At 67.5% G+C, this 22,617-nt stretch carries 25 protein-coding genes; 9 read left to right on the top strand and 16 right to left on the bottom strand.

Annotation, left to right across the window (positions count from 1 at the left end; all coding sequences use genetic code 11):
* The first annotated feature begins 68 nt into the window (after window positions 1–68).
* The 7 genes from JL101_RS05185 to JL101_RS05155 all read left to right on the top strand — a co-directional run bounded on the left by JL101_RS05185 (window position 69) and on the right by JL101_RS05155 (window position 7,616).
* Entirely contained in the window at window positions 69–563 is a 495-nt protein-coding gene (locus JL101_RS05185; RefSeq protein WP_203099558.1) for a (2Fe-2S)-binding protein, read from the top strand.
* A gap of 16 nt (window positions 564–579) precedes the next feature.
* The gene (locus tag JL101_RS05180; RefSeq protein WP_203099557.1) at window positions 580–2,988 is read left to right on the top strand and encodes a xanthine dehydrogenase family protein molybdopterin-binding subunit; all 2,409 of its coding nucleotides are present in this window, start codon (window positions 580–582) and stop codon (window positions 2,986–2,988) included.
* Between the two features lie 22 nt (window positions 2,989–3,010).
* Window positions 3,011–3,805 (top strand): FAD binding domain-containing protein, encoded by a 795-nt coding sequence (locus JL101_RS05175; protein WP_203099556.1) that lies wholly within the window; start codon window positions 3,011–3,013, stop codon window positions 3,803–3,805.
* 93 nt (window positions 3,806–3,898) lie between these two features.
* The gene (locus JL101_RS05170; protein ID WP_201073409.1) at window positions 3,899–4,276 is read left to right on the top strand and encodes a c-type cytochrome; all 378 of its coding nucleotides are present in this window, start codon (window positions 3,899–3,901) and stop codon (window positions 4,274–4,276) included.
* Window positions 4,277–4,449: 173 nt separating this feature from the next.
* On the top strand, window positions 4,450–4,773 hold the full coding sequence (locus tag JL101_RS05165) for a hypothetical protein (protein ID WP_203099555.1): 324 nt from the start codon (window positions 4,450–4,452) through the stop codon (window positions 4,771–4,773).
* Between the two features lie 129 nt (window positions 4,774–4,902).
* The gene (locus tag JL101_RS05160; protein ID WP_203099554.1) at window positions 4,903–5,895 is read left to right on the top strand and encodes an ABC transporter substrate-binding protein; all 993 of its coding nucleotides are present in this window, start codon (window positions 4,903–4,905) and stop codon (window positions 5,893–5,895) included.
* Window positions 5,896–5,933: 38 nt separating this feature from the next.
* Window positions 5,934–7,616: an ABC transporter permease gene (locus JL101_RS05155; protein ID WP_203099553.1), complete on the top strand. Its 1,683-nt coding sequence runs from the start codon at window positions 5,934–5,936 to the stop codon at window positions 7,614–7,616.
* Between the two features lie 10 nt (window positions 7,617–7,626).
* Here the strand turns inward: JL101_RS05155 and JL101_RS05150 are convergent, their stop codons facing one another.
* Together JL101_RS05150 and JL101_RS05145 are read right to left on the bottom strand one after the other, a co-directional pair.
* Window positions 7,627–8,685, bottom strand: coding sequence for an ABC transporter ATP-binding protein (locus JL101_RS05150; protein ID WP_203099552.1), 1,059 nt, complete (start codon window positions 8,683–8,685; stop codon window positions 7,627–7,629).
* 125 nt (window positions 8,686–8,810) lie between these two features.
* On the bottom strand, window positions 8,811–9,053 hold the full coding sequence (locus JL101_RS05145) for a hypothetical protein (RefSeq protein WP_203099551.1): 243 nt from the start codon (window positions 9,051–9,053) through the stop codon (window positions 8,811–8,813).
* A gap of 274 nt (window positions 9,054–9,327) precedes the next feature.
* Between JL101_RS05145 and JL101_RS05140 the strand changes: the two genes are divergently transcribed.
* Window positions 9,328–10,185, top strand: coding sequence for an SDR family oxidoreductase (locus JL101_RS05140; protein ID WP_203099550.1), 858 nt, complete (start codon window positions 9,328–9,330; stop codon window positions 10,183–10,185).
* Window positions 10,186–10,192: 7 nt separating this feature from the next.
* Here JL101_RS05140 and JL101_RS05135 read toward each other — a convergent pair whose 3' ends face one another.
* The 8 genes from JL101_RS05135 to hisG all read right to left on the bottom strand — a co-directional run bounded on the left by JL101_RS05135 (window position 10,193) and on the right by hisG (window position 15,885).
* A complete protein-coding gene (locus JL101_RS05135; RefSeq protein ID WP_203099549.1) occupies window positions 10,193–11,269 on the bottom strand; it encodes an ABC transporter ATP-binding protein in 1,077 nt (358 codons plus the stop codon).
* Between the two features lie 121 nt (window positions 11,270–11,390).
* Window positions 11,391–11,915: a Fic/DOC family protein gene (locus JL101_RS05130; RefSeq protein ID WP_203099548.1), complete on the bottom strand. Its 525-nt coding sequence runs from the start codon at window positions 11,913–11,915 to the stop codon at window positions 11,391–11,393.
* Between the two features lie 111 nt (window positions 11,916–12,026).
* Window positions 12,027–12,398 carry a hypothetical protein gene (locus tag JL101_RS05125; protein ID WP_203099547.1) on the bottom strand — a complete coding sequence of 124 codons (372 nt, stop codon included), beginning with the start codon at window positions 12,396–12,398 and terminating at the stop codon, window positions 12,027–12,029.
* Between the two features lie 79 nt (window positions 12,399–12,477).
* A complete protein-coding gene (locus tag JL101_RS05120) occupies window positions 12,478–12,936 on the bottom strand; it encodes a CopD family protein (protein ID WP_203099546.1) in 459 nt (152 codons plus the stop codon).
* A gap of 16 nt (window positions 12,937–12,952) precedes the next feature.
* Window positions 12,953–13,420, bottom strand: coding sequence for an arsenate-mycothiol transferase ArsC (locus tag JL101_RS05115; protein WP_201073431.1), 468 nt, complete (start codon window positions 13,418–13,420; stop codon window positions 12,953–12,955).
* Window positions 13,421–13,440: 20 nt separating this feature from the next.
* Window positions 13,441–13,920 carry a UPF0262 family protein gene (locus JL101_RS05110; RefSeq protein ID WP_203099545.1) on the bottom strand — a complete coding sequence of 160 codons (480 nt, stop codon included), beginning with the start codon at window positions 13,918–13,920 and terminating at the stop codon, window positions 13,441–13,443.
* Entirely contained in the window at window positions 13,917–15,218 is a 1,302-nt protein-coding gene (gene hisD, locus JL101_RS05105) for a histidinol dehydrogenase (protein ID WP_203099544.1), read from the bottom strand. The genes JL101_RS05110 and hisD overlap by 4 nt, the downstream gene beginning before the upstream one ends.
* On the bottom strand, window positions 15,208–15,885 hold the full coding sequence (gene hisG, locus JL101_RS05100; RefSeq protein ID WP_211111230.1) for an ATP phosphoribosyltransferase: 678 nt from the start codon (window positions 15,883–15,885) through the stop codon (window positions 15,208–15,210). Before hisG ends, hisD begins: the two co-directional genes overlap by 11 nt.
* 159 nt (window positions 15,886–16,044) lie before the next feature.
* Between hisG and JL101_RS05095 the strand changes: the two genes are divergently transcribed.
* Entirely contained in the window at window positions 16,045–17,001 is a 957-nt protein-coding gene (locus JL101_RS05095) for a UDP-glucuronic acid decarboxylase family protein (protein WP_203099543.1), read from the top strand.
* 92 nt (window positions 17,002–17,093) lie between these two features.
* Here JL101_RS05095 and ptsN read toward each other — a convergent pair whose 3' ends face one another.
* The 6 genes from ptsN to lptC all read right to left on the bottom strand — a co-directional run bounded on the left by ptsN (window position 17,094) and on the right by lptC (window position 22,518).
* Entirely contained in the window at window positions 17,094–17,552 is a 459-nt protein-coding gene (gene ptsN / locus JL101_RS05090; RefSeq protein WP_201073446.1) for a PTS IIA-like nitrogen regulatory protein PtsN, read from the bottom strand.
* Window positions 17,553–17,574: 22 nt separating this feature from the next.
* Complete coding sequence (gene hpf / locus JL101_RS05085) at window positions 17,575–18,240, bottom strand: ribosome hibernation-promoting factor, HPF/YfiA family (protein ID WP_203099542.1); 666 nt, start codon at window positions 18,238–18,240, stop codon at window positions 17,575–17,577.
* A gap of 172 nt (window positions 18,241–18,412) precedes the next feature.
* Entirely contained in the window at window positions 18,413–19,996 is a 1,584-nt protein-coding gene (gene rpoN, locus JL101_RS05080; protein ID WP_203099541.1) for an RNA polymerase factor sigma-54, read from the bottom strand.
* Window positions 19,997–20,012: 16 nt separating this feature from the next.
* Window positions 20,013–20,747 carry an LPS export ABC transporter ATP-binding protein gene (gene lptB, locus JL101_RS05075; protein WP_211111236.1) on the bottom strand — a complete coding sequence of 245 codons (735 nt, stop codon included), beginning with the start codon at window positions 20,745–20,747 and terminating at the stop codon, window positions 20,013–20,015.
* Between the two features lie 92 nt (window positions 20,748–20,839).
* Complete coding sequence (locus JL101_RS05070) at window positions 20,840–21,733, bottom strand: LptA/OstA family protein (RefSeq protein WP_203099540.1); 894 nt, start codon at window positions 21,731–21,733, stop codon at window positions 20,840–20,842.
* Window positions 21,730–22,518 carry an LPS export ABC transporter periplasmic protein LptC gene (gene lptC, locus JL101_RS05065; RefSeq protein ID WP_203099539.1) on the bottom strand — a complete coding sequence of 263 codons (789 nt, stop codon included), beginning with the start codon at window positions 22,516–22,518 and terminating at the stop codon, window positions 21,730–21,732. The genes JL101_RS05070 and lptC overlap by 4 nt, the downstream gene beginning before the upstream one ends.
* Window positions 22,519–22,617: the final 99 nt, after the last annotated feature.

Raw genomic sequence — 22,617 nt, 5'->3', positions numbered from 1 at the left:
GGTCCGTCCGAATCCCAATCAATAAAAAGCCTTGGCAATAAAAAAACCTAGCGAGGAAAGGCTCAGAAATGCCCACTAAGGTAACACTGAGCGTCAACGGCAAGCCCGTGACGCGCGAGGTAGAGGGACGCACGCTGCTGGTGCAGCTGCTGCGCGACCATCTCGGACTGACCGGCACCCATGTCGGCTGCGACACCAGCCAGTGCGGCGCCTGCGTCGTCCATGTGGACGGCCGCTCGGTCAAGAGCTGCACCATGCTGGCGGTCCAGGCCGAGGGCGCGGAAGTAACCACGATCGAGGGTCTGGCGGCGGCCGACGGCACGCTGCACCCGATGCAGGCGGCCTTCCGCGAGCACCACGGCCTGCAGTGCGGCTTCTGTACGCCCGGCATGGTGATGAGCGCCGTGGACCTGGCGCAGACCCACGGGCAGCTGGACGAGACGACCGTCCGCGAGGGGCTGGAGGGCAACATCTGCCGCTGCACCGGATACCACAACATCGTCAAGGCCGTGCTGGCGGGGGCGGAGGCGATGCGCGCCGACGTTCCCCGGGCAGCGGAATGAGGAAGGGGCAGCAACCATGTCGAACTCTCCCGCCACCGGCAACGTCACCGGCATCGGCGCCTCCGTCAGGCGCCGCGAGGACTTCCGCTTCCTGACCGGCCAGGGCACCTATACCGACGACATCAACCGGCCGAACCAGACCCACGCCTATATCCTGCGCTCGCCCTACGCCCACGCGCGGATCAAGGGCATCGACATTTCGGCGGCGCTGGCGGCACCCGGCGTCGTCGCGGTCTTCACCGGGCAGGACATCGCGGCCGACAAGGTCAACGGCCTGCCCTGCGGCTGGCTGATCCATTCCAAGGACGGCAGCCCGATGGTCGAGCCGCCGCATCCGCCGCTGGTGCTGGACCGCGTCGTCCATGTCGGCGACCAGGTCGCGGTGGTCATCGCCGAGAACCGGGACCAGGCCAAGGACGCCGCCGAGCTGATCATGGTGGACTATGACGAGCTTCCCGCCGTCACCACCTCGACCGCGGCGCTCAAGGACGGCGCCCCGCTGGTCCACGAGCAGGCCGCCGGCAACATCTGCTACGACTGGCACCTGGGCGACAAGGCCGCGACCGACGCCGCCTTCGCCAAGGCCGCCCATGTCACCAAGCTGGACCTGATCAACAACCGGCTGGTGCCCAACGCGATGGAGCCGCGGGCCGCGATCGGCGAGTACGACCGCGCCACCGGCGACTATACCCTGTGGACGACCAGCCAGAACCCTCATGTCATCCGCCTGCTGATGGGCGCCTTCGTGCTGGGCATCCCCGAGCACAAGCTGCGGGTCATCGCCCCGGACGTCGGCGGCGGCTTCGGCTCCAAGATCTACCACTATGCCGAGGAGGCGATCGTCACCTGGGCGTCGCGGAAGATCGGGCGGCCGATCAAGTGGGTGGCCGAGCGGTCGGAGAGCTTCGTGTCCGACGCCCACGGCCGCGACCACGTCACCCACGCCGAGCTGGCGCTGGACGCGGACGGCAAGTTCCTGGGGCTGCGGGTCCACACCCTGGCGAACATGGGGGCTTATCTTTCCACCTTCGCGCCGTCGATCCCGACCTACCTGTACGCGACCCTGCTGGCCGGGCAGTACTCCACCCCGGCGATCTATGCCGAGGTCAAGGCGGTCTTCACCCACACCGTGCCGGTGGACGCCTATCGCGGCGCCGGCCGGCCGGAAGCCTGCTATCTGGTCGAGCGCATCGTCGAGAACGCGGCACGCGAGATGGGCATCGACAAGACCGAGCTGCGGCGGCGCAACTTCATCCCGCCGACGGCCATGCCGTACGACACGCCGGTGGCCCTCCAATACGACTGCGGGCTGTTCGAGAAGAACCTGGACCAGGCGCTGGAGCTGATCGACTACAAGGGCTTCCCGGCCCGCAAGGCGGAGTCGAAGGCCCGCGGCAAGCTGCGGGGCATCGGCCTCGCCAGCTACATCGAGGCCTGCGGCATCGCGCCAAGCAACGTGGCGGGCGCCCTGGGAGCCCGCGCGGGGCTGTATGAATCCGGCGAGGTGCGGTTCCACCCCACCGGATCGGTGACCGTCTTCACCGGCTCCCACAGCCACGGCCAGAGCCACGAGACGACCTTCGCGCAGCTCGTGTCCGACCGCTTCGGCATCCCGATCGAGAACGTCGAGATCGTCCACGGCGACACCTCCAAGGTGCCGTTCGGCATGGGCACCTACGGCTCGCGCTCGCTGGCGGTCGGCGGCTCGGCCATCGTCAAGGCGATGGACAAGGTGGTCAACAAGGCGAAGAAGATCGCGGCGCACATGCTGGAGGCGGCGGAGACCGATATCGTCTTCGACAAGGGCCGCTTCACCGTGGCCGGCACCGACCGGAGCCTGGGCATCGGCGACGTGGCGCTGTCGGCCTATGTGCCGCACAATTTCCCGCTCGACGAGCTGGAGCCCGGGCTGGACGAGCAGGCCTTCTACGACCCCAAGAACTTCACCTATCCCAACGGCACCCAGATCGCCGAGGTCGAGATCGACCCGGAGACCGGCGTCGTCAGGATCGAGAAGTTCGTGGCGGTGGACGATTTCGGCCGGGTGATCAACCCGATGGTGGTCGAGGGCCAGGTCCATGGCGGCATCGTCCAGGGCATCGGGCAGGCCCTGCTGGAGAACTGCGTCTATGACCCGGACACCGGCCAGCTGCTGACCGGCTCCTACATGGATTACTGCATGCCGCGGGCGGACGACGTGCCGAGCTTCACCGTGCAGTACCACGAGGAGGCGCCCTGCACCCACAACCCGCTCGGCGTCAAGGGCTGCGGCGAGGCGGGAGCGATCGGCGGCAGCGCCACGGTCATGAACGCCGTGGTGGACGCGCTGGCGGACCTGGGGATTTCGCATATCGACATGCCGGCGACGCCGGAGCGGGTCTGGCGCGCCATCCAGGGCGCTTCCGTTCCGCTGGCGGCCGAATAAGCGATCGGGAAGGAAAAGAGCCATGTACGCATTCGAGTATCACCGCCCGGCGACGCTGGCCGAAGCCGCCCAGCTCGCTTCCGGCAACGAGGACGCCAAGATCCTGGCCGGCGGCCAGACCCTGATCCCGACGCTGAAGCAGCGTCTGGCCCAGCCGAGCGACGTGGTCGACCTGGGGGCCGTTGCCGAGCTGCGCGGCATCCGGGAGGACGGCGACGCCCTGGTGATCGGCGCCACCACGCCGCACGCCGAGGTGGCGGCCAGCGCCGTGGTCAAGCGCCTGATTCCGGCGCTGGCGAAGCTGGCGGAGGGGATCGGCGACGCCCAGGTGCGCAACCGCGGCACCCTCGGCGGGTCGATCTGCAACAACGACCCCTCGGCCGACTATCCCGCCGCCCTGGTCGGGCTGGGCGCCACCGTCCGCACCACGACGCGGACCCTCGCGGCGGAGGACTTCTTCACCGGCATGTTCGAGACGGCGCTGGAGCCGAACGAGATCGTGACGGCGGTGTCCTTCCCGAAGCCGGGCAAGGCGGCCTACGTCAAGTTCCCCAACCCGGCCAGCCGCTACGCCACGGTCGGCGTGTTCGTCGCCGAGACCGGCGGAGGGGTCCGGGTGGCGGTCACCGGCGCCGCCCCGTCCGTGTACCGCTGGACCGAGGCCGAGCAGGCCCTGGCCGGCGGCCTCGACCCGGCGGCGCTGGACGGGCTGACGGTCGATCCCGACGGGCTGAACGCCGACATTCATGCAAGCGCCGAGTACCGGGCCAGCCTCGTCAAGGTCATGGCCAAGCGGGCGGTCGCCGCCTGCGGCTGATTGGCCGCTCGGATTTATGGATCATTCGTGTAGATTGCCGGCACTCTCCAGAGTGCCGGCCAAAGCTGGTCATAATCCACGAGGAATCACGGAATGAAGAAGCAAGTGTTGTTCGGCCTGGCGGCCGGCCTCGCCCTGATGGCGGGTGTGTCCGCCGCGTCGGCCCAGAGTGCTGCCGACGGCGAGAAGGTCTTCCGGGCCTGCAAGGCCTGCCACAGCCTCGAAGCGGGCAAGAAGGGCGTCGGCCCGTCCCTGCACGGCCTGATCGGCCGCCAGTCGGGCACCGTGGAGGGCTTCGCCTACTCCCCGGCGATGAAGAACGCCAATCTCACCTGGAACGACGAGAACCTCGCCAAGTACCTGGCCGATCCCAAGGGCTTCATCGCCGGCAACAAGATGGCCTTCGCCGGCATCAAGAAGGAAGACGACCTGAAGAACCTGATCGCCTACCTGAACGAAGCCGCCAAGTAAGGCGGCCCGGCGATCCGGGCGCAGTCCTCGATCGGGAGCTGCGCCCGGATCGCCCCGCGGCGTGCCCCAATAATGTCACAGGGCTCCACGGTACGCCTTAAGATTGATTTTAACCATAACTGGCAAGGTGTCGCCGTTCTCCCCCGCCCCGCTTTTTACGCGAGACCGGCATCATGGCACCCGATACCTTCACCCTGGAACCTGAATCCGAAGCACAGTCGATCCACCGCGACCGATTGGGTGAGCTGCGCGACCGGCTGGACCTGCTCAAGGCGGAAAGCGACCGGATCGCCCGCGGCTTCGTCCGGATGCACGGCCTGCGCGTCTCGATGGCGACTCCCGGAGCGGATCTCGCCGAGCGGATCGACCAGCTGATCATGCGGCACGAGGCCGACATCCTGCGCACCCACAGCCTGCTGCACGACGCGGCGAACCTGCTGGACGAAGCGGAAAACCTGTGGGCGCGCCAGGCCATGAGGCACATCCCGACGTCCTGACCGGGCTCGTCCGGGCCGCGGACGTGTAACCGATCCTTCACGAAAACGACGCCGCGGCGTCATCCATCTGGGCCATGGTCCCGTCTCAAGCCTTTCTAGTGCAATAAAGACGAAGGTTGGAGACAGGGCATGAAGACGTATCTCGGCGCCGCGGCCGGCCTGCTCGGCGCGGTCGCCGCCGCATTCTGGGCACCGGCGGCCTCCGCCGCGTCCGGCAAGCTGGTGCTGTACACCTCGCAGCTCGAGGCGGACGCCCAGCAGACCGTGGACGAGTTCAAGAAGCTGCATCCCGGTGTCGAGGTCGAATGGACCCGGAGCGGCACCACAGACCTGATGAACCGCCTGCGCGCCGAGTTCCAGGCCGGGTCGCCGCAGCCGGACGTGCTGCTGATCGCCGACGCGGTCACCATGGAAAGCCTGAAGCAGGACGGCCGGCTGGCCCGGTTCGAGAAGGCGCCGGTCGGCGACTACCAGGCGGGCCTGTACGATCCCGGCCTGACCTATTTCGGCACCAAGCTGATCACCACCGGCATCGCCTACAACAAGAACGCCAAGATGAAGCCGACCTCGTGGGCCGACCTGCTCAAGCCCGAGGCCAAGAACCTCGTCAGCATGCCGAGCCCGCTCTATTCCGGCGCCGCGGCGATCCACATGGCGACGTTGAAGGAGGCGCCCGGCCTGGGCATGGATTACTTCGAGAAGCTTCAGGCCAACGGCGCGGTCGCGGTCCGGGGCAACGGCGGCGTGATGACGGCCGTGGCCGGCGGCGAGAAGCTGTACGGCGTGCTGATCGACTATCTTCCGATCCGCGAGAACCTGAAGGGCGCGCCGGTCGAGTTCGTCTTCCCGACCGACGGCGTCAGCGCCGTGTCGGAGCCGGTCGCGATCCTGTCGACCGCGCGCAATCCGGAGGCCGCGCAGGAATTCGTCTCCTTCCTGCTGTCGCGCGAGGGCCAGGAACTGGCGTCGGCCCAGGGCTTCCTGCCGGCGCACCCCGACGTGGCGCCGCCCAAGGGCTTCCCCCGGCTGAGCGAGATCAAGGTGCTGCCGCTCGACAGCGCCAAGGCGCTGGCCGAGGATCAGGCCAACAAGATGGCCTTCGCCGACCTGTTCGGCGGCTGATGGCTCTTCACTCCGGCCTTGAGTTGCCCGGCCGCCAAATGACGCGGCCGGACGCGGCGATGCTGGCGGTGCTGGCGGTCCTCGTCGGGATCGTATCGGTGCTGCCGATGGTCCGCCTGATCGCCGAGGCTCTGGCCCCGCGCGGCGGCGAGGCGGCCGGGATCCTGGCCCGCGTGCTGTCCTCGCCCGCGACCTGGCGGGCGACCGGCAACAGCCTCACCCTCAGCTTGGGGGCGACCGCGCTGGCGGTGGCGCTGGGCGGCGCCTTCGCGCTGCTGGTCGGGCTGACCGACCTGCGCCGCAAGCCGGCGCTGGTGTTCTGCTTCATGCTGCCGCTGATGATCCCGCCGCAGATCACGGCACTGTCCTGGATCCACCTGTTCGGCCCGTCGAGCGTCCTGCTGAAGACCCTGGGCATGGCGCCGCCGCCCGGCACGCCGAACCCGCTCTACGGCAGGGGCGGCATCGTCCTGCTGATGGGTATCGAGCAGTCGGCGCTGGTCTTCCTCGCCCTGCGGGCCGGCTTGAGGGCGATCCCGCGCGAGCTGGTCGAGGCCGCCCAGGCGGCGGGCGCCGGCCGCTGGCGCGTGCTGGCGACCGTGGTGCTGCCGCTGGCGGCACCGTCGCTGATCGCGGGCACGGCGCTCGCCTTCGTCTCCTCCATCGGGAATTTCGGCATCCCCGCCCTGCTGGGCATCCCGGCGGGGATCACCGTGCTGCCGACGCTGATCTACCAGAGGCTGGCCGGGTTCGGGCCGGCTGTGCTGTCCGATGTGGCGGTGCTGTCGGTGCTGGTCGGCCTGATCGCCTTCGCCGGGGTGGCGCTCCAAGGCTGGCTCCTCGCCCGGCGGGACTTCCGCACCGTCGGATCTCCCGCCCGGTCGCTCGACTACCGGCTCGGCGCCCTGCGCCCGGCGGTCGAGGCGGCGTGCTGGCTGGTGATCGTGATGATCGTGGTGGTGCCCCTGGCGGCACTGGTCACCACGTCGCTGGTCCGCGTCTACGGGGCGCCGCTGGACGCCGCGTCCGTGACCCTGGCCAACTATCTTCACGTGCTGCTGGTCCACGACGCCACCAGCAGGGCCTTCCGCAACTCCTTCCTGCTGGCGGCGGGAGCCTCGGCGCTGCTGGTCTGCGTCGCCGTCCCGCTGGGTTACTTCGTGGTCTGGCGCCGGAACCGGGTGCTCCGCGTGCTGAACCTGCTGGCGGAACTGCCCTATGCCCTGCCCGGCGTGGTGCTCGGCATCGCGACGATCCTGGTGTTCATCCGGCCGCTGCCGCTGCTCGACGTGACCCTGTACGGCACGGTGTGGATCATCCTGGTGGCCTATCTGGCCCGTTTCCTGTCCCTGGCGCTCCGGCCGGTGATCGCCGGCTTCCACACCCTGGACCCGGCGATGGAGGAAGCGGCACAGATGTGCGGCGCCGGGCTGGTCCACCGCCTGCGCACCGTGATCGTGCCGATGGCGGCCCCGGTCGCGGCGGCCGGCGGCATCCTGGTGTTCCTCACCTCGTTCAACGAGCTGACGGTCTCGATCCTGCTATGGTCCTCGGGGGCGGAGACCCTGGGGGTCGTGGTCTATTCGCTGGAGGAGAGCGGCAGCACGGTGCTCGCGGCCGCCGTCTCGGTGATCGCGGTCGCCGCCATCCTGGCGATCATGCTGGCCGCATCGCTGCTGGCCCGCCGCCTGCCGCCGGGCGTGCTGCCCTGGCAGGCGTGAGCGGCGCGGATCACCGCGCCGCGGGGATCACCCAGCCGTCCCGGACCGCGACCCGCAGCGGCGTTCCCGGTTCCGGCACCGGCCCGTCGCCGATCAGCAGGGGCAGGCTTGCGTCCGGCAGGGCGTCGGGGACGACCTCGAGGGAGGTCGCCCCGCCCTTGTAGGTCGCCCTCCGGACGGTCGCGGCGAGCCCCTCCCCGCCAGGGACCAGTCCTTCCGGGCGCAGGCAGGCGAGCGCCTGCCCGGCGGCGGTCCCCGGTCGGCAGCGGAGCCGGGCCGTGCCATCGCCGATGCGGACCAGGGCGCTGGCGTCCTCGACCTCCAGCACGGTCACCTCGACCACGGCGCCCTTGCCGATGAAGCCGGCGACCATCGCGGTCGCCGGTTCGGCATAGAGGCTGCGCGGCGGCGCCACCTGGACGATGCGGCCGCCGTCCATCACGGCGATCCGGTCGGCCAGCGCCATCGCCTCGGCCTGGTCATGGGTGATGTAGACCATGGTGGCGCCGGTCTTGGCGTGGAAGGCGGCGAACTCGTCCTCCATGGAGGCGCGGAGATGGACATCCAGGTTGGCCAGCGGCTCGTCCAGCAGGACGAGCGAAGGCTCCATCACGAGGCAGCGCGCCAGCGCCACCCGCTGACGCTGGCCGCCGCTCAGCTCCGCCGGGCGGCGTGCCCCGTACCCGCCGAGGCCGACCAGGTCGAGCGCGGCATCGACGCGGGCCTCGTAAGCTTGCCCCCGGATGCCGGCGACCGTCAGCGGATAGCCGACATTGCCCGCGACGGTCAGGTGCGGCCACAGGGCGTAGCTTTGGAAGACGATGCCGACCCGGCGCCGTTCGGCCGGGACGTGGAGCCGCGGTGCCGATACCAGGCGGTCGCCGATCGTGATCGATCCGCCGTCGACCTGCTCGAACCCGGCGATCAGCCGCAGCAGCGTGGTCTTGCCGCACCCCGAAGGGCCGAGCACGGCCAGGAACTCACCGTTGGCGACGGCGAGGCCGACCGTGTCGACCGCCGCCGCCTGTCCGAAACGCTTCGTAACTCCGTCGAGAACCAGACCCGCCACCCAGGCTCACCCCTTGCCGCTTGAGGATAGACGACGCGGGACATAGCGCGGCCGGCGGGTCGGTGCCGTGAAGATTTGGTTACATCCCTCGATCAATACCCGTCGATAGTCCGAATCGGACGATTTCAGGCACGCCCCAGGGGCGTCTCGCTCAGGAGCTGCTGGCTCAGCAGCATGCGCTTGAAGATGGGCTTGTGCTCCAACCCGTCAGGAATGTCGAAGCTGTAATCGAGCAGGTCGGCACCTTCGCTCATGTAGAGCAGGAGGTCGTGCAGACGGGCGAGGGTATCGTTGTCGGCGGTTCCCATCGCCTTGTCGAGCAGGCCGTGGAGCTCTTGCTCGATCTTGACCTCGTGCCGCTGGCTCATGAAGCCCTCCATAGCAAAAAGACAACAACTAGGACAGTTTGGAACATGAACAGTTTGTCTGAAACTCAGACCTTCGGAGCAGGTGCATCGGGTGCATCCTTTAAAAGGTTGAAGTCACTTTATGGATGCACCGGGCAGGCGGAGCAAACCTAAAGGAGGCACCCTGGCATATTATCATAGGAAGTATACCCCGCCAGTCCGAGACGAAACGGAAACGGGCTTGTTGGAACGGCAGTTCCCGCCCTATCGCAAGCCAGCGTAAAAAGGAGTTCCGATGGCACCGGAGCAACAGCAGCCGCCGCAGCATCAGGATCAGCAGCCGGGCCGCGAAACCGAGATGACTCCCCGGCCCCAGTTCGCCCGGCGCGACTACAAGGGCAGCGACAAGCTCCTGGACAAGGTGGCCCTGATCACCGGCGGCGACAGCGGTATCGGCCGGTCGACCGCCGTCCTGTTCGCCCGCGAGGGCGCCGACGTCGCGATCGTCTATCTGGCGGAGGACAACGACGCCCAGGAAACCAAGAAGCTGGTCGAGAACGAGGGACGGCGCTGCGTGACGCTCCGGGGCGACCTCGGCGACGAAGGTTTCTGCCGCCAGGCGGTCGACCGCACGGTCGAGCAGCTCGGCAAGCTCGACATCCTGGTCAACAACGCGGCCGAGCAACACCCCAAGTCGTCGCTGGAGGAGATCACCGCCGAACAGCTCGAGCGGACCTTCCGGACCAACATCTTCGCCTATTTCTTCCTGACCAAGGCGGCCCTGCCCCACCTGAAGGAAGGCGCCTCGATCATCAACACCACGTCGGTCACGGCGTACAAGGGCAGCCCGCAGCTTCTCGACTATTCCTCGACCAAGGGCGCCATCGTCGCCTTCACCCGCTCGCTCAGCCAGTCCCTGGCGGAGAAGAACATCCGGGTCAACGGCGTCGCTCCCGGACCGATCTGGACACCGCTGATCCCGTCCACCTTCCCGGAGGACAAGGTCGAGCAGTTCGGCGGGAACGTACCGCTCGGCCGCGCCGGCCAACCGGAGGAGGTGGCACCCTGCTACGTGTTCCTGGCTTCGGACGACGCCTCCTACATGACCGGCCAGGTCCTCCACCCCAACGGCGGGTCGGTCGTCAACGGCTGACCGGAAGTCAGAGACGCTGCCCGGTGGCGGCGTCGAAGACGTGGCCGCTGGCCAGCTTCGGCATCAACCTGATGATGTCGCCGGGCCGGAAGTCGTGGCGCTCGACGAACATGGCGCAGGCTTCCTGCTCGGCCATCCGGCAGAATACCACGGTGTCGTCGCCGGTCGGCTCGATCACCTGGATCCGGGCCTGGATGCCCGGGCCGGATGGTTCGGTCACCAGGGTGAGGTGGCCGGGGCGTATGCCGTAGGTCACCGCCTGCCCGTCCCCGGCCCGCGTAAGCGGCTCCACCGGGAACCTGACTCCTCCGGTGGTCTCGACCCAGGCGCTTCGGCCGTCCCGGCGGAAAGTGCCGTCGAAGAAATTCATCGAGGGAGACCCGATGAAGCCGGCCACGAAGGTGTTGGCCGGGAAATCGTACAGTTCCAGCGGCGTGCCGATCTGCTCGACGTGGCCGTCATGCATGACCACGATGCGGTCGGCCATGGTCATGGCCTCCACCTGGTCGTGGGTGACGTAGATCGAGGTGGTGCGCAGGCGCTGGTGCAGCGCCTTGATCTCGGTCCGCATCTGAACCCGAAGCTTGGCGTCCAGGTTGGACAGCGGCTCGTCGAACAGGAACACCTGCGGGTCGCGCACGATGGCCCGCCCCATGGCGACGCGCTGGCGCTGCCCGCCGCTGAGTTGGCGCGGATAGCGGTCGAGATAGGGGACCAGCCCCAGGATGTCGGCCGCCTCGCGCACCCGCTTCTCGACCATGCCCTGGTCGGCCTTCCGCAGCTTCAGGCTGAAGGCCATGTTGTCGTAGACGGTCATGTGGGGATAGAGCGCGTAGTTCTGGAACACCATGGCGATGTCCCGCTCCTTCGGCGGCACCAGGTTGACCACGGTCCCGCCGATCGCGATCTCGCCCGCGGTGATCTGCTCCAGCCCGGCGACCATGCGCAGCAGCGTGGACTTGCCGCAGCCGCTGGGACCGACCAGCACGACGAATTCCTCGTCCATGATGTCGATGTCGATTCCGTGGATGACTTCGTGCTGCCCATAGGCCTTGCGGACCTGGGCGATCCCGACGGATGCCATGGCGCTGCCCTCCTCCCTGTTTCGACCGCTCTGACGGCGGCGCTTCAGGAAGGAAGCGTAACGGCTTATGGATGTGGCAACAAGCGCCGGGAGATGAGGGCAATCCGGTCAGCCAAATCGGTCAGAACGCGTCTTCCGGGGCTGCCGGCCGGGCGGAGGCCGTGAGCACCGCCTGGATCCGGGAGGCATCCAGGGTTCGCTGCCAATGGGCGAGCGCCCCCGTGTACTCTTCCAGGTTCAGCCGGCCCCAGTCGAGGAGGATGCCGCGGCGAATGGCGATGGCCGAGAACAGCAGCTTCAATGTCCGGCCGTTGCCCTCGCGGAAAGGGTGCTGGAAATTCATCTCCGCATAGAAGGCGCCCATGTCGGCGGCGAAGTCGGCCGACCGCTCGACCCGATCGAGCACGGCGGCGGCCTCCCCCGGGATCTCCGCCGCCGTGTTGAACACGATCTTTCCCTCGCGCCCCATGTTGATCGAGCGCGGCTCGCCCGCCCAGTCGTAAAGGTCCTGGAACAGGATGCGGTGGACCTGTTTCCAGACATCGAACGTGAAGCGGGTCTGGGCCTTTAGGTAGTTCTTTGCCTCCCGAGAACGATACTGGACCGCGGCCGCCTCGGCGTCCTTGATGTCGCCAGGGTCGGTCAAACCGAGGCGGTTGCGTAAGGCACCCGATTGCTGGACGTAAGGGTCCAAACCGCCTTCAGGGACAAGCTCTTCACAGAGAGAGTCTTCAACTCCAGCCATGTCGAAGAGGATTCAACGCTGCTTTGCGTGAGCAACCGCGAGAAGAATAGCCTCACGGTGGCTGAGCTTTCCTTCCTGCACCAGCAAAGCGAGGCCTCGGTTCGTCTCATCCTGCTCCGTTCCCTCCAGACGATTGATCGCCATGACCATTCGTTCGAGCTGGGTTGGTTCGGACAGGACCAGGCCAGCCTCCGACAAAAGACTGTCGACTTTGGCTTTGACCGAGTCTTCGCTCCGGGCAAGCTCGGCACTTCCGGAGGAGCTCTCCTCAACGAAGCTGGATACGCGGGGATAATCTTCGCCATGCCTGATGGACGGACGATCGAGAGCCGTTTCGAAATGATCTTCAACCATGCCGTCGATCCGCCGCCCGCCAAGCTGCATTCAGTCCTGCATGCTAGCACGATCGTGTGCCGAACAGAATTGAAATACCCCTTTCTGTCGGGTAAGGCCGGCGCAAGGATCACATCGGCCAGTACCGGCCGCTGGACCCGACCGCCACGGTCACCAGCCCCAGGATCAGGTTGATGCCGACGATCCGGCGGATCTGACCGAGGTTGCGCCCGCCTTCGGCCCAGTCCGCGGCGTCCACCGCCGCCTTGAGGCGCCGCCAGGGCGCGAAGAACAGGTGGGCGAACAGGGCCATCATGATCAGCCCGATGCCATGCATGACATGGACATGCAGGCCCGCCCCGGAGAACCCGCCGAAATGCAGGAAGATCATGGCATAGCCGCTGACCAGCAGGGCCGCCACCGCCGCCCAGACCCAGGGGAAGAAGCGGTCGAACGTGCCCCGCCACAGGGTCAGCCGCTGGGGCGGCTCAAGCGCGCCTGCCGCCGGCCGCAGGGCCATGTAGGCGAAGAACATGCCGCCGACCCAGACCGCGGCGGCCAGGCTGTGCAACACCAGTGCGAGTACCATAGGGGATTCCTTGCTGTCAGACCGTCGGGCCGCCGATGATCGGGAAGCGGGTCTTGATCTGCCGGCTCAGCGTGTCGCGGACCTGGCGGTAGAAGCTGAGGCGGGTCTCCCGGTTGCCGTCGATCATCGAGGGGTCGAGGGTGTTCCAGAACTCGACGTCGCAGGCCATGGTCCGGGTCATCTCGACGGCCCGGTGCTGCGCCTCCGGCGACAGGGAGATCACCAGGTCGAACGAGGTGTCCTCCAGGAAGTCGAAGGTCTTGCAGCGGTGGCGCGACAGGTCGATGCCGATCTCGTCCATCACGGCGATGACGAAGGGGTCGGGCTCGCCCTCGCGCACGCCGACCGAGTCCACATAGATGCGGTGGCCATGGAAGTGCTTCATCAGCGCTTCGGCCATCGGCGACCGGATCGCATTGTAGGTGCAGGCGAACAGCACGCTGGTGACGTTGGCGCTGTCGAACGCGCTGTTCGGGTCATCCATGTGCGTCCGCTCCGCCCCCGTCACCCGCGGATATGCAGGACGCAGATCAGGGTGAACAGCCGGCGCGCCGTGTTGTGGTCCACCTGGACCTTGCCGGCGAGCCGTTCGCGCAACAATTCCGACCCTTCATTGTGAAGGCCGCGCCGTCCCATGTCGATGGCCTCGATCTGGGACGGCGAGGCTTTCTTGATCGCCTTGTAGTAGCTGTCGCAGATCATGAAGTAATCGCGCACGATGGTCCGGAACGGGGTCAGCGGCAGCAGGACCTTGCTCAGGTCCTGGTCGGCGGTATCCCGGATGTCGAACAGCATGCGGTTGTCCTCCATGCTGAGATGGAGGTGATAGGGGCCGGAGTCGGGGCACTCCTCCGGCCGGAACAGATTGTCCTCGAGCAGGTCGAAGATCGCCACCGCCCGTTCGTGCTCGACCTCGGCGCTGCGCCGGACGACGCTGCGCTCGTCGAGGGCGACATGAACGATGCGGTGGTTGCTGTCTGTCACCGGGGGGCTCCATTCAGTCGGATCGACACGGAAAGCGCGTGCGCGCCGAGTCCCTCGGCTTCGGCCAGCGCCACGGCGGCGGGTCCGATGGCGCCGAGACTGCCTGGGTCGCACCCGACCAGGGTCGTGCGCTTCATGAAGTCGAGCAGGTTGAGGCCGGACGAGAACCGGGCGCTCCGCGCCGTCGGCAGCACGTGGTTCGGCCCTGCGACATAATCGCCGATGGCTTCGGGCGTGTGCCGGCCGAGGAAAATGGCGCCGGCATTGCGGACGCGGGCGGCCAGCGCGTCCGGGTCGGCCACCGCCAGTTCCAGGTGCTCGGGCGCCAGGCGGTCGACCAGCGGCACCGCCTCGTCGAGGTGCGAAACCACGATGACCGCGCCATGCTCGCGCCAGCTCTCGCCCGCGATGGCGGCGCGCGGCAGCGTCTTCAGGTGCCCGTCCACCGCCCGCTTGACGGCTTCGGCGAAACCGGCGTCGTCGGTGATCAGGATGGCTTGGGCGCTGGTATCGTGCTCCGCCTGGGACAGCAGGTCGGCGGCGATCCAGGCGGGATCGTTGGCGCCGTCGGCCACCACCAGGATCTCCGACGGGCCGGCGATCATGTCGATTCCGACGGTTCCGAAGACCTGACGCTTGGCCGCCGCCACAAAGGCGTTGCCGGGTCCGACGATCTTGTCCACCGGGCGGATGGTCTCCGTCCCGTAGGCCAGCGCGCCGACCGCCTGGGCGCCGCCGATCCGGTAGATCTCGTCCACGCCGGCGAGCCGGGCGGCCGCCAGCACCAGCGGGTTGAGCTTCCCGTCAGGCGTCGGCACGACCATGGTGACCCGTTCCACGCCCGCGACCTTTGCCGGCAGCGCGTTCATCAGGACCGAGCTGGGATAGGCCGCGGTGCCGCCGGGAACATAGAGGCCGACCGAACCCACCGCCGTCCAGCGGGCGCCGAGGCGGACGCCGGCCTCGTCGGTGTAGGACAGGGCCTCGGGCTTCTGGCGCCGGTGGAAATCCTCGATCCGGGCGGCGGCGGTCTTCAGGCTGTCGAGCAGGCCGGGATCGATGGAGGCGACCGCCCCGTCGATCTCCTCCGGTGCGATTCGCATGGTGCCGGCCGTCAGCGTGACGCGGTCGAACCGGGCGGTGTAGTCCAGCACGGCGGCGTCGCCGCGCTCCCGGACGTCGGCCAGGATCGCGGCGACGGCGTTCTGGACATCCTCCTGGGTTTCCCGCTTGGCGCCCAGCAGCCCGGCGAAGGCCGCCTCGAACCCGGGGTCGCGGCTGTCAAGGTCAAGCGGCATCAACGGCATCCCTGAAACTGTCGATCCAGCCGCCGATCTCCTCCGGCCGGGTCTTGTAGGCGGCCCGGTTGACGACCAGGCGCGATGTAATCTCGGCGATCCTCTCGATCTCCACAAGGCCGTTGGCGCGCAGGGTCGAGCCGCTGGACACGAGGTCGACGATCCGGCGGCACAGGCCCAGCGTCGGCGCCAGTTCCATCGCGCCGTTCAGCTTGATGCATTCGGCCTGGACGCCGCGCGCGGCGAAATGTCGCCGGGTGATCTCGGGATACTTGGTCGCCACGCGGATATGGCTCCAGCGCGTCGGATCGTCGCCCTCCACCATCTCCTTGGGTTCCGCGACGCTGAGCCGGCACTTGCCGATCCCGAGGTCGAGCGGGGCATAGATCTCCGGATAGTCGAACTCCATCAGCACGTCGTTGCCGGCGACGCCGAGATGGGCGGCCCCGAACGCCACGAAGGTGGCGACGTCGAAGGACCGGACACGGATGATGCTGATATGCGGAAGGCTGGTGGCGAACCGGAGCTGGCGGCTGTTCTCGTCGTCGAAAGCCGGCTCCGGCACGATCCCGACACGGTCCAGCATGGGCCGGACCTCCTGCAGGATGCGCCCCTTCGGCAAGGCCAGGACCAGCGGTTCGTTCGCCGGTATTGACGGGATTGGCAACGGTTTCTCCAGAACTGAGCGGCTCGACGCGAGTGATAGCACAAACGGCGCGGTTGTCACGCCCCGGGTCTGCGATCCCGGCCGGTCCGGGACAGCCGATTGCCAGTCGGCAGGGGCGCGGGCATACTGCGCCGGAACAAAAAAAAGGGGCAAGGCCGAATGTATGGACGAAAACGGGTGCTGGTCACGGGTGGCGCCGGGTTCCTCGGGTCATTCCTGTGCGAGCGGCTGCTCGGCGAGGGATGCGAAGTCATATGCGTCGACAATTATTTCACGGGATCGCGCGAGAACATCGTCCACCTGCTGGACAATCCCTATTTCGAAGTGATCCGCCACGACATCACCTTCCCGCTCTATGTGGAAGTGGACGAGATCTATAACCTGGCGTGCCCGGCATCGCCGATCCATTACCAGTTCGACCCGGTCCAGACCGTCAAGACCAGCGTGCACGGCGCGATCAACATACTGGGACTGGCCAAGAGGGTGAAAGCCAAGGTCTTCCAGGCCTCGACCAGCGAAGTCTATGGCGACCCGTCGATCCATCCGCAGACGGAAGCGTACTGGGGCAACGTCAACCCGATCGGCCCGCGCGCCTGCTATGACGAGGGGAAGCGCTGCGCCGAGACGCTGTTCTTCGACTATCACCGCCAGTACCAGCTGAACATCCGCGTCGCCCGCATCTTCAACACCTACGGGCCGCGCATGCATCCGCAGGACGGCCGCGTGGTGTCCAACTTCATCGTGCAGGCCCTGCGGGGCGAACCGGTGACCCTCTACGGCGACGGCAGCCAGACGCGGTCCTTCTGCTACGTGGAAGACCTGATCGAGGGCTTCGTCCGCCTGATGGCGGCACCCGACGACGTGATCGGACCGATCAACCTGGGCAATCCGGGGGAATTCACCATCCGGCAGCTCGCGGAGCTGGTGATCGAGATGACCGGGTCGAAGTCCGAGATGGTCTTCAAGCCCCTGCCCCAGGACGACCCGACGCAGCGTCGGCCGGACATTTCCCGCGCGAAGGAGAAGCTGGATTGGGAGCCGACGATCCCGCTGAAGGAAGGCCTGGCGCGGACGATCGCCTATTTCGAGCGGAAACTGCCGGAATGGCAGGGCTGACCGGCTAGGCCGTCGCCCGCCGGCCGGCCGGGTCCAGGGGAACGGAGCGGCCGGCCTGCGGGTCTTTGTTGCCAAGGGATGGCGCCGCCGGTTCAGGCGGCGTGACTCGCCTCACCCTGGGTCAGCAGCGCATAGATGGCTTCCGCACTGTCGGAGCCGCGCAGCTTGTCGCACATCGTTCCGTCGCGCAGCAGGCGGGACACCCGGGCCAAGGCCTTGAGGTGGTCCGCGCCCGCCGCTTCCGGCGCCAGCAGCAGAAACATCAGGTCGACGGGCTGGTCGTCGATGGCGTCGAAATCGACCGGCCTTTCGAGCCGGGCGAAGACGCCATGGACACGGTCCAGGTTGGCAAGCTTGCCGTGCGGAATGGCGATGCCATGCCCCACGCCCGTCGTGCCGAGCCTTTCCCGTTCGAGCAGCACGTCGAAGATCGCGCGTTCGTGCTGCCCGGTCAGTTCCGCCGCCTTCTTCGCCAGTTCCTGCAACGCCTGCTTCTTGCTGCCGGCGCGCAGGTTGGCGATGATGCTCTGGGGCGTGATCAGATCAATCATATGCTTTTATGGCGACGCCTGGTCAGGCGTCGGCTCCCTCAGTGCCTTTGGGATCGATCCAGCCGACGTTCCCGTCGTGCCGGCGGTAGATCATGTTCAGGCCGCCATGGGCGCGGTTGCGAAACATCAGGGCCGGAAGTTCGGCCAGGTCCATGCGCATGACGGCCTCGCTGACCGTGAGCGTGTCGATGGCGGTGGTCATCTCGGCGATGACCACGGGTTGGGGATGCCCGTCGTAGCCGTCCTGCGGCGAGGAGGGTGCTGCGTCATGGGTGTCTTCGTCATACCCGTCGATATGGGCTTCGTCGGGCTCCGCTTCCAGGATGTACTGGCTCGCGGGGAGCGGCGCCAATGCTGCGGCGCCGTCTGCCCCCTCGACAGTGTCGCCATGCTTGTGGTGGTCCTTCAGGCGGCGCTTGTAGCGGCGAAGGCGCTTGGCGATCTTGTCGGCGGCAGTATCGAAGGCGGGATAGGGCTCGTTGGCCTCGCCATTGCTCTGCAGCAGGATATTGCGGCCGACATGCACCGAAATATCGGCTTTGAACAGGTGGGCCTCGCGCGAGAAGACCACGTTGGCCTCGATCGGACGGCCGAAATACTTGCCGACGATGGCGGTCAGGCTCTCATCGACGTGGGTTCGCAGTGCGTCCCCGACGTCAAGCTGTTTGCCTTTGACGGATAGGTGCATGACGTAGGTTGTCCGGAGTTCTGGGCCCGTAGATGGGATCATGCAGGGCGACGTCACTGCTGGGCCGTGACGAAGGTGACGCCTCCCGAAAGTTGACGAACAGCCTCATGGCTGCAACCGTTCCCGGATTGGCGGAGTCCGGCCTTCTACCGCAGATCCGCCGGGGTCAGTCTCACAGTCTCATGGACTTTTCGCGGCGGCGCTGGACCGATGACGGGATCCGCATGGCCTCACGATACTTTGCCACCGTGCGACGCGCAATGTCGATCCCATCCGATTTGAGAATCTCGACGATCCGGTCGTCGGAAAGGATGCCTTCCGGAGGCTCGCCGTCGATGAGGGCCTTGATCCGGAATCGCACCGCCTCGGCCGAGTGGGCGGCCTCCCCGTCGGCCCCGCTGATCGAGGACGTGAAGAAGTACTTCAACTCGAACACGCCGCGCGGAGTCGCCATGAACTTGTTGGTCGTGACCCGGCTGACGGTCGACTCGTGCATGCCGATCGCCTCCGCGATGTCGCGCAGGATCAAGGGGCGCAGATACTGCACGCCCTTGACGAAGAACAGGTCCTGCTGGCGGACGATCTCAGTCGCGACCTTCAGGATCGTGTTGGCCCGCTGGTGCAGGGACTTCACCAGCCAGTTGGCGGAATTGAACCGCTCGGAAATATACTCCTTCTCGGCCTTGTTGCGGACTTCGCCGCTGACCTGGGCGAAGTAGCGCTGGTTGATCAGCACCCGCGGCAAAGTCTCCGTGTTCAACTCGATCAGCCAGCCGCCGCCCGGCTGCAGCCGCATCAGGATGTCAGGCGTGACCGTCTGCACCACCTGGTGGTCGAAACGCAGGGCCGGCTTGGGATCCAGCGTCCTGATCTCCGCCACCATGTCGGACAGATCCTCGGCATCGACGCCGCAGACCTTGAGCAGTGCCGGGACGTTGCGGGCCGCCAGCAGCTCCAGGTTGTTCAGCATCGCCTGCATCGCCGGATCGAGGTGATTGCGCTCGCGCAGCTGGATTTCCAGGCACTCCTTCAGGCTGCGGGCGAAGACGCCGGGCGGGTCGAAGCGCTGCACCCGCCGCAGGACCGCCTCGATCCGGGAGAGTTCGCAGTTCAGCTGCTCGGCCAGGGCGTCCAGGTCGCCCGTCACGTAGCCGGCGGCATCGAGCATGTCGATCAGGGCCAGCCCGATCAGCCGGTCCACCGGATCGGCGATATCGACGTTGAGCTGGCCGATCAGGTGGTCGCGCAGGCTGGTCTCGCCGCTCAGCGTCTGCTCGAGATTGTAGTCGCCGTCCTCGAAGCTGCCGCTGCCGCCCTTCGACGACCAGTCGCCGAAAGCCTCGGTCCCGTCGAAGCCGCCGTCGGCGGCGCTTCCGTTGGTCCAGACATTCTCGAAATCGGTGTCAAGCGGCGCGTCCGACCCGCCGGCCATGTGGTCCGACGTGGTCAATTCGTGGGTGTCGAGCTGCCTCTGGTCGGCGCCGTTGACGGCCGGCGCCGGCTCCGCCTGGTCGATGCCGCCTTCGCGGGCCCCCTCGCCCGCCCCGCCCTGCGCCCCGGTGCCGTCGCCGTTGGCCTGGCCGCCGCCGAACTCCGCCTCGTCGCGCTCCAGCAGGGGGTTCTGCTCGATCTCCCGGTCGACATAATCCGACAGCTCCATGTTGGAGAGCTGCAGCAGCTTGATCGCCTGCTGCAGCTGCGGGGTCATGACGAGTGACTGGGTCTGTCTGAGATCGAGACGTTGTGTAAGCGCCATGGTACCAGGAAGGTCGTTAGAGGCTGAACCTTTCGCCGAGATAGACCCTGCGCACGTCCTTGTGCGCCACGATCTCCGACGGCTCGCCCTCCATCAGTACCATACCATCGTGCAAAATGTATGCCCGATCGACGATATCGAGCGTTTCTCTTACATTGTGATCAGTTATGAGTACGCCGATACCCCTGTCGCGCAGATGGGTCACCAGTTCGCGGATGTCGTTGACCGCGATCGGGTCGATTCCGGCCAGCGGCTCGTCCAGCAGGATGAAATGCGGCTGGGACGCGAGCGCGCGGGCGATCTCGACGCGGCGGCGTTCGCCGCCGGACAGCGCCAGGGCCGGCGTGCGGCGCAGGTGGGAGATCGAGAATTCCGCCAGCAGCTCGTCGAGCATGGCTTCGCGCGCTTCCCGGTCCGACTCGACCACCTCCAGCACGGCGCGGATATTGTTCTCGACCGACAATCCCCGGAAGATCGACGCTTCCTGCGGCAGGTAGCCGATGCCCAGGCGCGCCCGCCGGTACATGGGCAGGGTCGTGATGTCCTGCCCGTCCAGGCTGATGGTGCCGTAATCGGGCGAGATGAGGCCGGTGATGATGTAGAAGCAGGTCGTCTTGCCGGCGCCGTTCGGCCCCAGCAGTCCCACGGCCTCGCCGCGCTGGACCGTGACGCTGACGTCGCGCAGCACCGGCCGCTTCTTGTAATGCTTGCCGAGATTGCTCGCCCTAAGCCCTTGGTTGTCAGCGACCAGGCGCGGTGCCGGCCCGCCGTCGGGCCGAAGCGCCGGCCGGGGGGACGGGGCGCTGATTTCGGAACGATCCGGCTTCCTGAACTCCCGGATACTCAATTGCCGGTGCCTCCGGGTTCTGGTTGGGCGGATCCTGGCTGGGCAGGCGCGGGTGCGGGCTGGGCGCCGCCCGGCTGCTGGCCGGGGACGAACAGGCCGCGGACGCGTTCGCCGGTGCGGTTCCCGGTGCTGAGCAGGCGGCTCACTCCCGTGTTCATGTTCACCTCGGCGGTCTGGCCGTTCAGGTGGTTGTCACCCCGGGTCAGGCGCACGTCACCGGTCAGGGTCGCTATGTTGGTCTTGAGGTTATAGACGCCCTCCCGGCCCCGCGCCACATCGGTGGGAGTCGTAATCACGACATTCCCCTGGGCGTCGATGCGGGTCATTTCCAGCGTCCCGTCGGGCCCCTCGGCGAACAGCCCGACCAGGACGTCGGCCCGCACCCGGTTGGCTTCGCGCACCGCCACGGCGTCGCCGCGGGCGACGGCGAGCTTCTGCGCCTCCCAGTATTCCAGGCTGTCCCGGGCGGTCACCACGTCGGTCGGGGTGACGAGCTTGAGGTCGGACCCGGTGACGACCGCGACCTGCTTGTCCACGTCGTAGACGGCGCGGTCGCCGTAGACGTTCTGCTCCGGCGAGAAGATATGGACCTTGCCGTCGGCCGCCAGCCGGAAGATCTCGGTCCCGCCGGACGGGATGTCGCGGTAGTAGGCCACCAGCGTGTCGCCCTCGATGGTGACGTCGCCGCGCTTCGCGACCGCGTTGCCGCGCGCGACATAGGCTTTCTGTTCCTGGTGCCATTCGATGGCCTGGTCGGCGTCGACCGCGATGGGAAGCCCGTCCCCGCCGGTGCCGCCGACCCCCTGCGCCAGGGCCGGCAAGATGCCGAGGAATGCCGCCGAAGCGAGGACTCCCGAAGCAAGGACCAATTTGCGAAACCACGTGTTCATCGCTCGACCTGCTCCGGAATGGACTGTTCTTGGGGCGCCCGCTCGGCGACGCGGGGCGGCGCATCGGGGATGACCGGGTCGCCCGCCCCGGTAACCGGGGAAGCGCCGGCCGGGGGTTCGGTAACCGGGGGTTGTGCGGCCGGAGATTCGGCGGAAGGAGCGCCCGAGCCGGGAAGCGCGCTGGAACCGGACAGGCCGGGCGCCAGGTTGAGCCGCGCATGACCCGTGAAGACGATGGTCTGGCCGCTGTCGAACAGGCGGAAGCCCTGGGCGAACAGTTCGCCGAACGGCCCCTGGCCGGTCACCGGCAGGTCGCCCCAGGCGTTCCCGGCATTGACGTCGACATGGGCCTCGTCCGTCTTGAACTCGTAGCCCCTGTCGTGGAACAGGTTGGCGTTGCCGAGCAGCAGGAGCTTGCCGGTCTGGTCGTTGTAGCGCCCCCGGTCCGCCTTAAGCGCGACCCAGGTGCCGTCCTGGAGGGTCAGCTCCGCCTGGGGCCGCACGAGGTCGAGCACGCCGGGCTCGCTGGTCGACTGCACGGCCCGGTCGGCGGTCACCGAGAACGGCCGGTTCTGGCTGTCGGTTCCGACATAGAGCGCCCGCATCATCTCGAGTTCGCCGGAGTCGCGCCGCTGGGCCGACTGCTCGACGCCCTGGATGCGGGGCCACGCCGCCAGCAGGGCGATCAGGCCGAAGGCGAGCAGCGGCAGCACCACCTTCATGAACCTGACGAAGAAGGAATAGGCGCCGCCGGCCCGGCCGATCCGGCGCATGCGCGCCGTCATGTGGTCCGCCTGGGGCCCGTCCGTCTGGGGGTTCGGGGGGGAGGCTTCCCGGAGATCGCGGCCCCGGGGATCCCCGGGGCTGCCGGGAGTGGGATGGAC

Origin of the sequence: Skermanella rosea (assembly GCF_016806835.2) — a bacterium.
In the GTDB taxonomy this organism is placed as follows: Bacteria; Pseudomonadota; Alphaproteobacteria; order Azospirillales; family Azospirillaceae; genus Skermanella; species Skermanella rosea.
The sequence above is the reverse complement of the archived record's forward strand: the minus strand, read 5'-3'. Positions and strand labels throughout refer to the sequence as shown.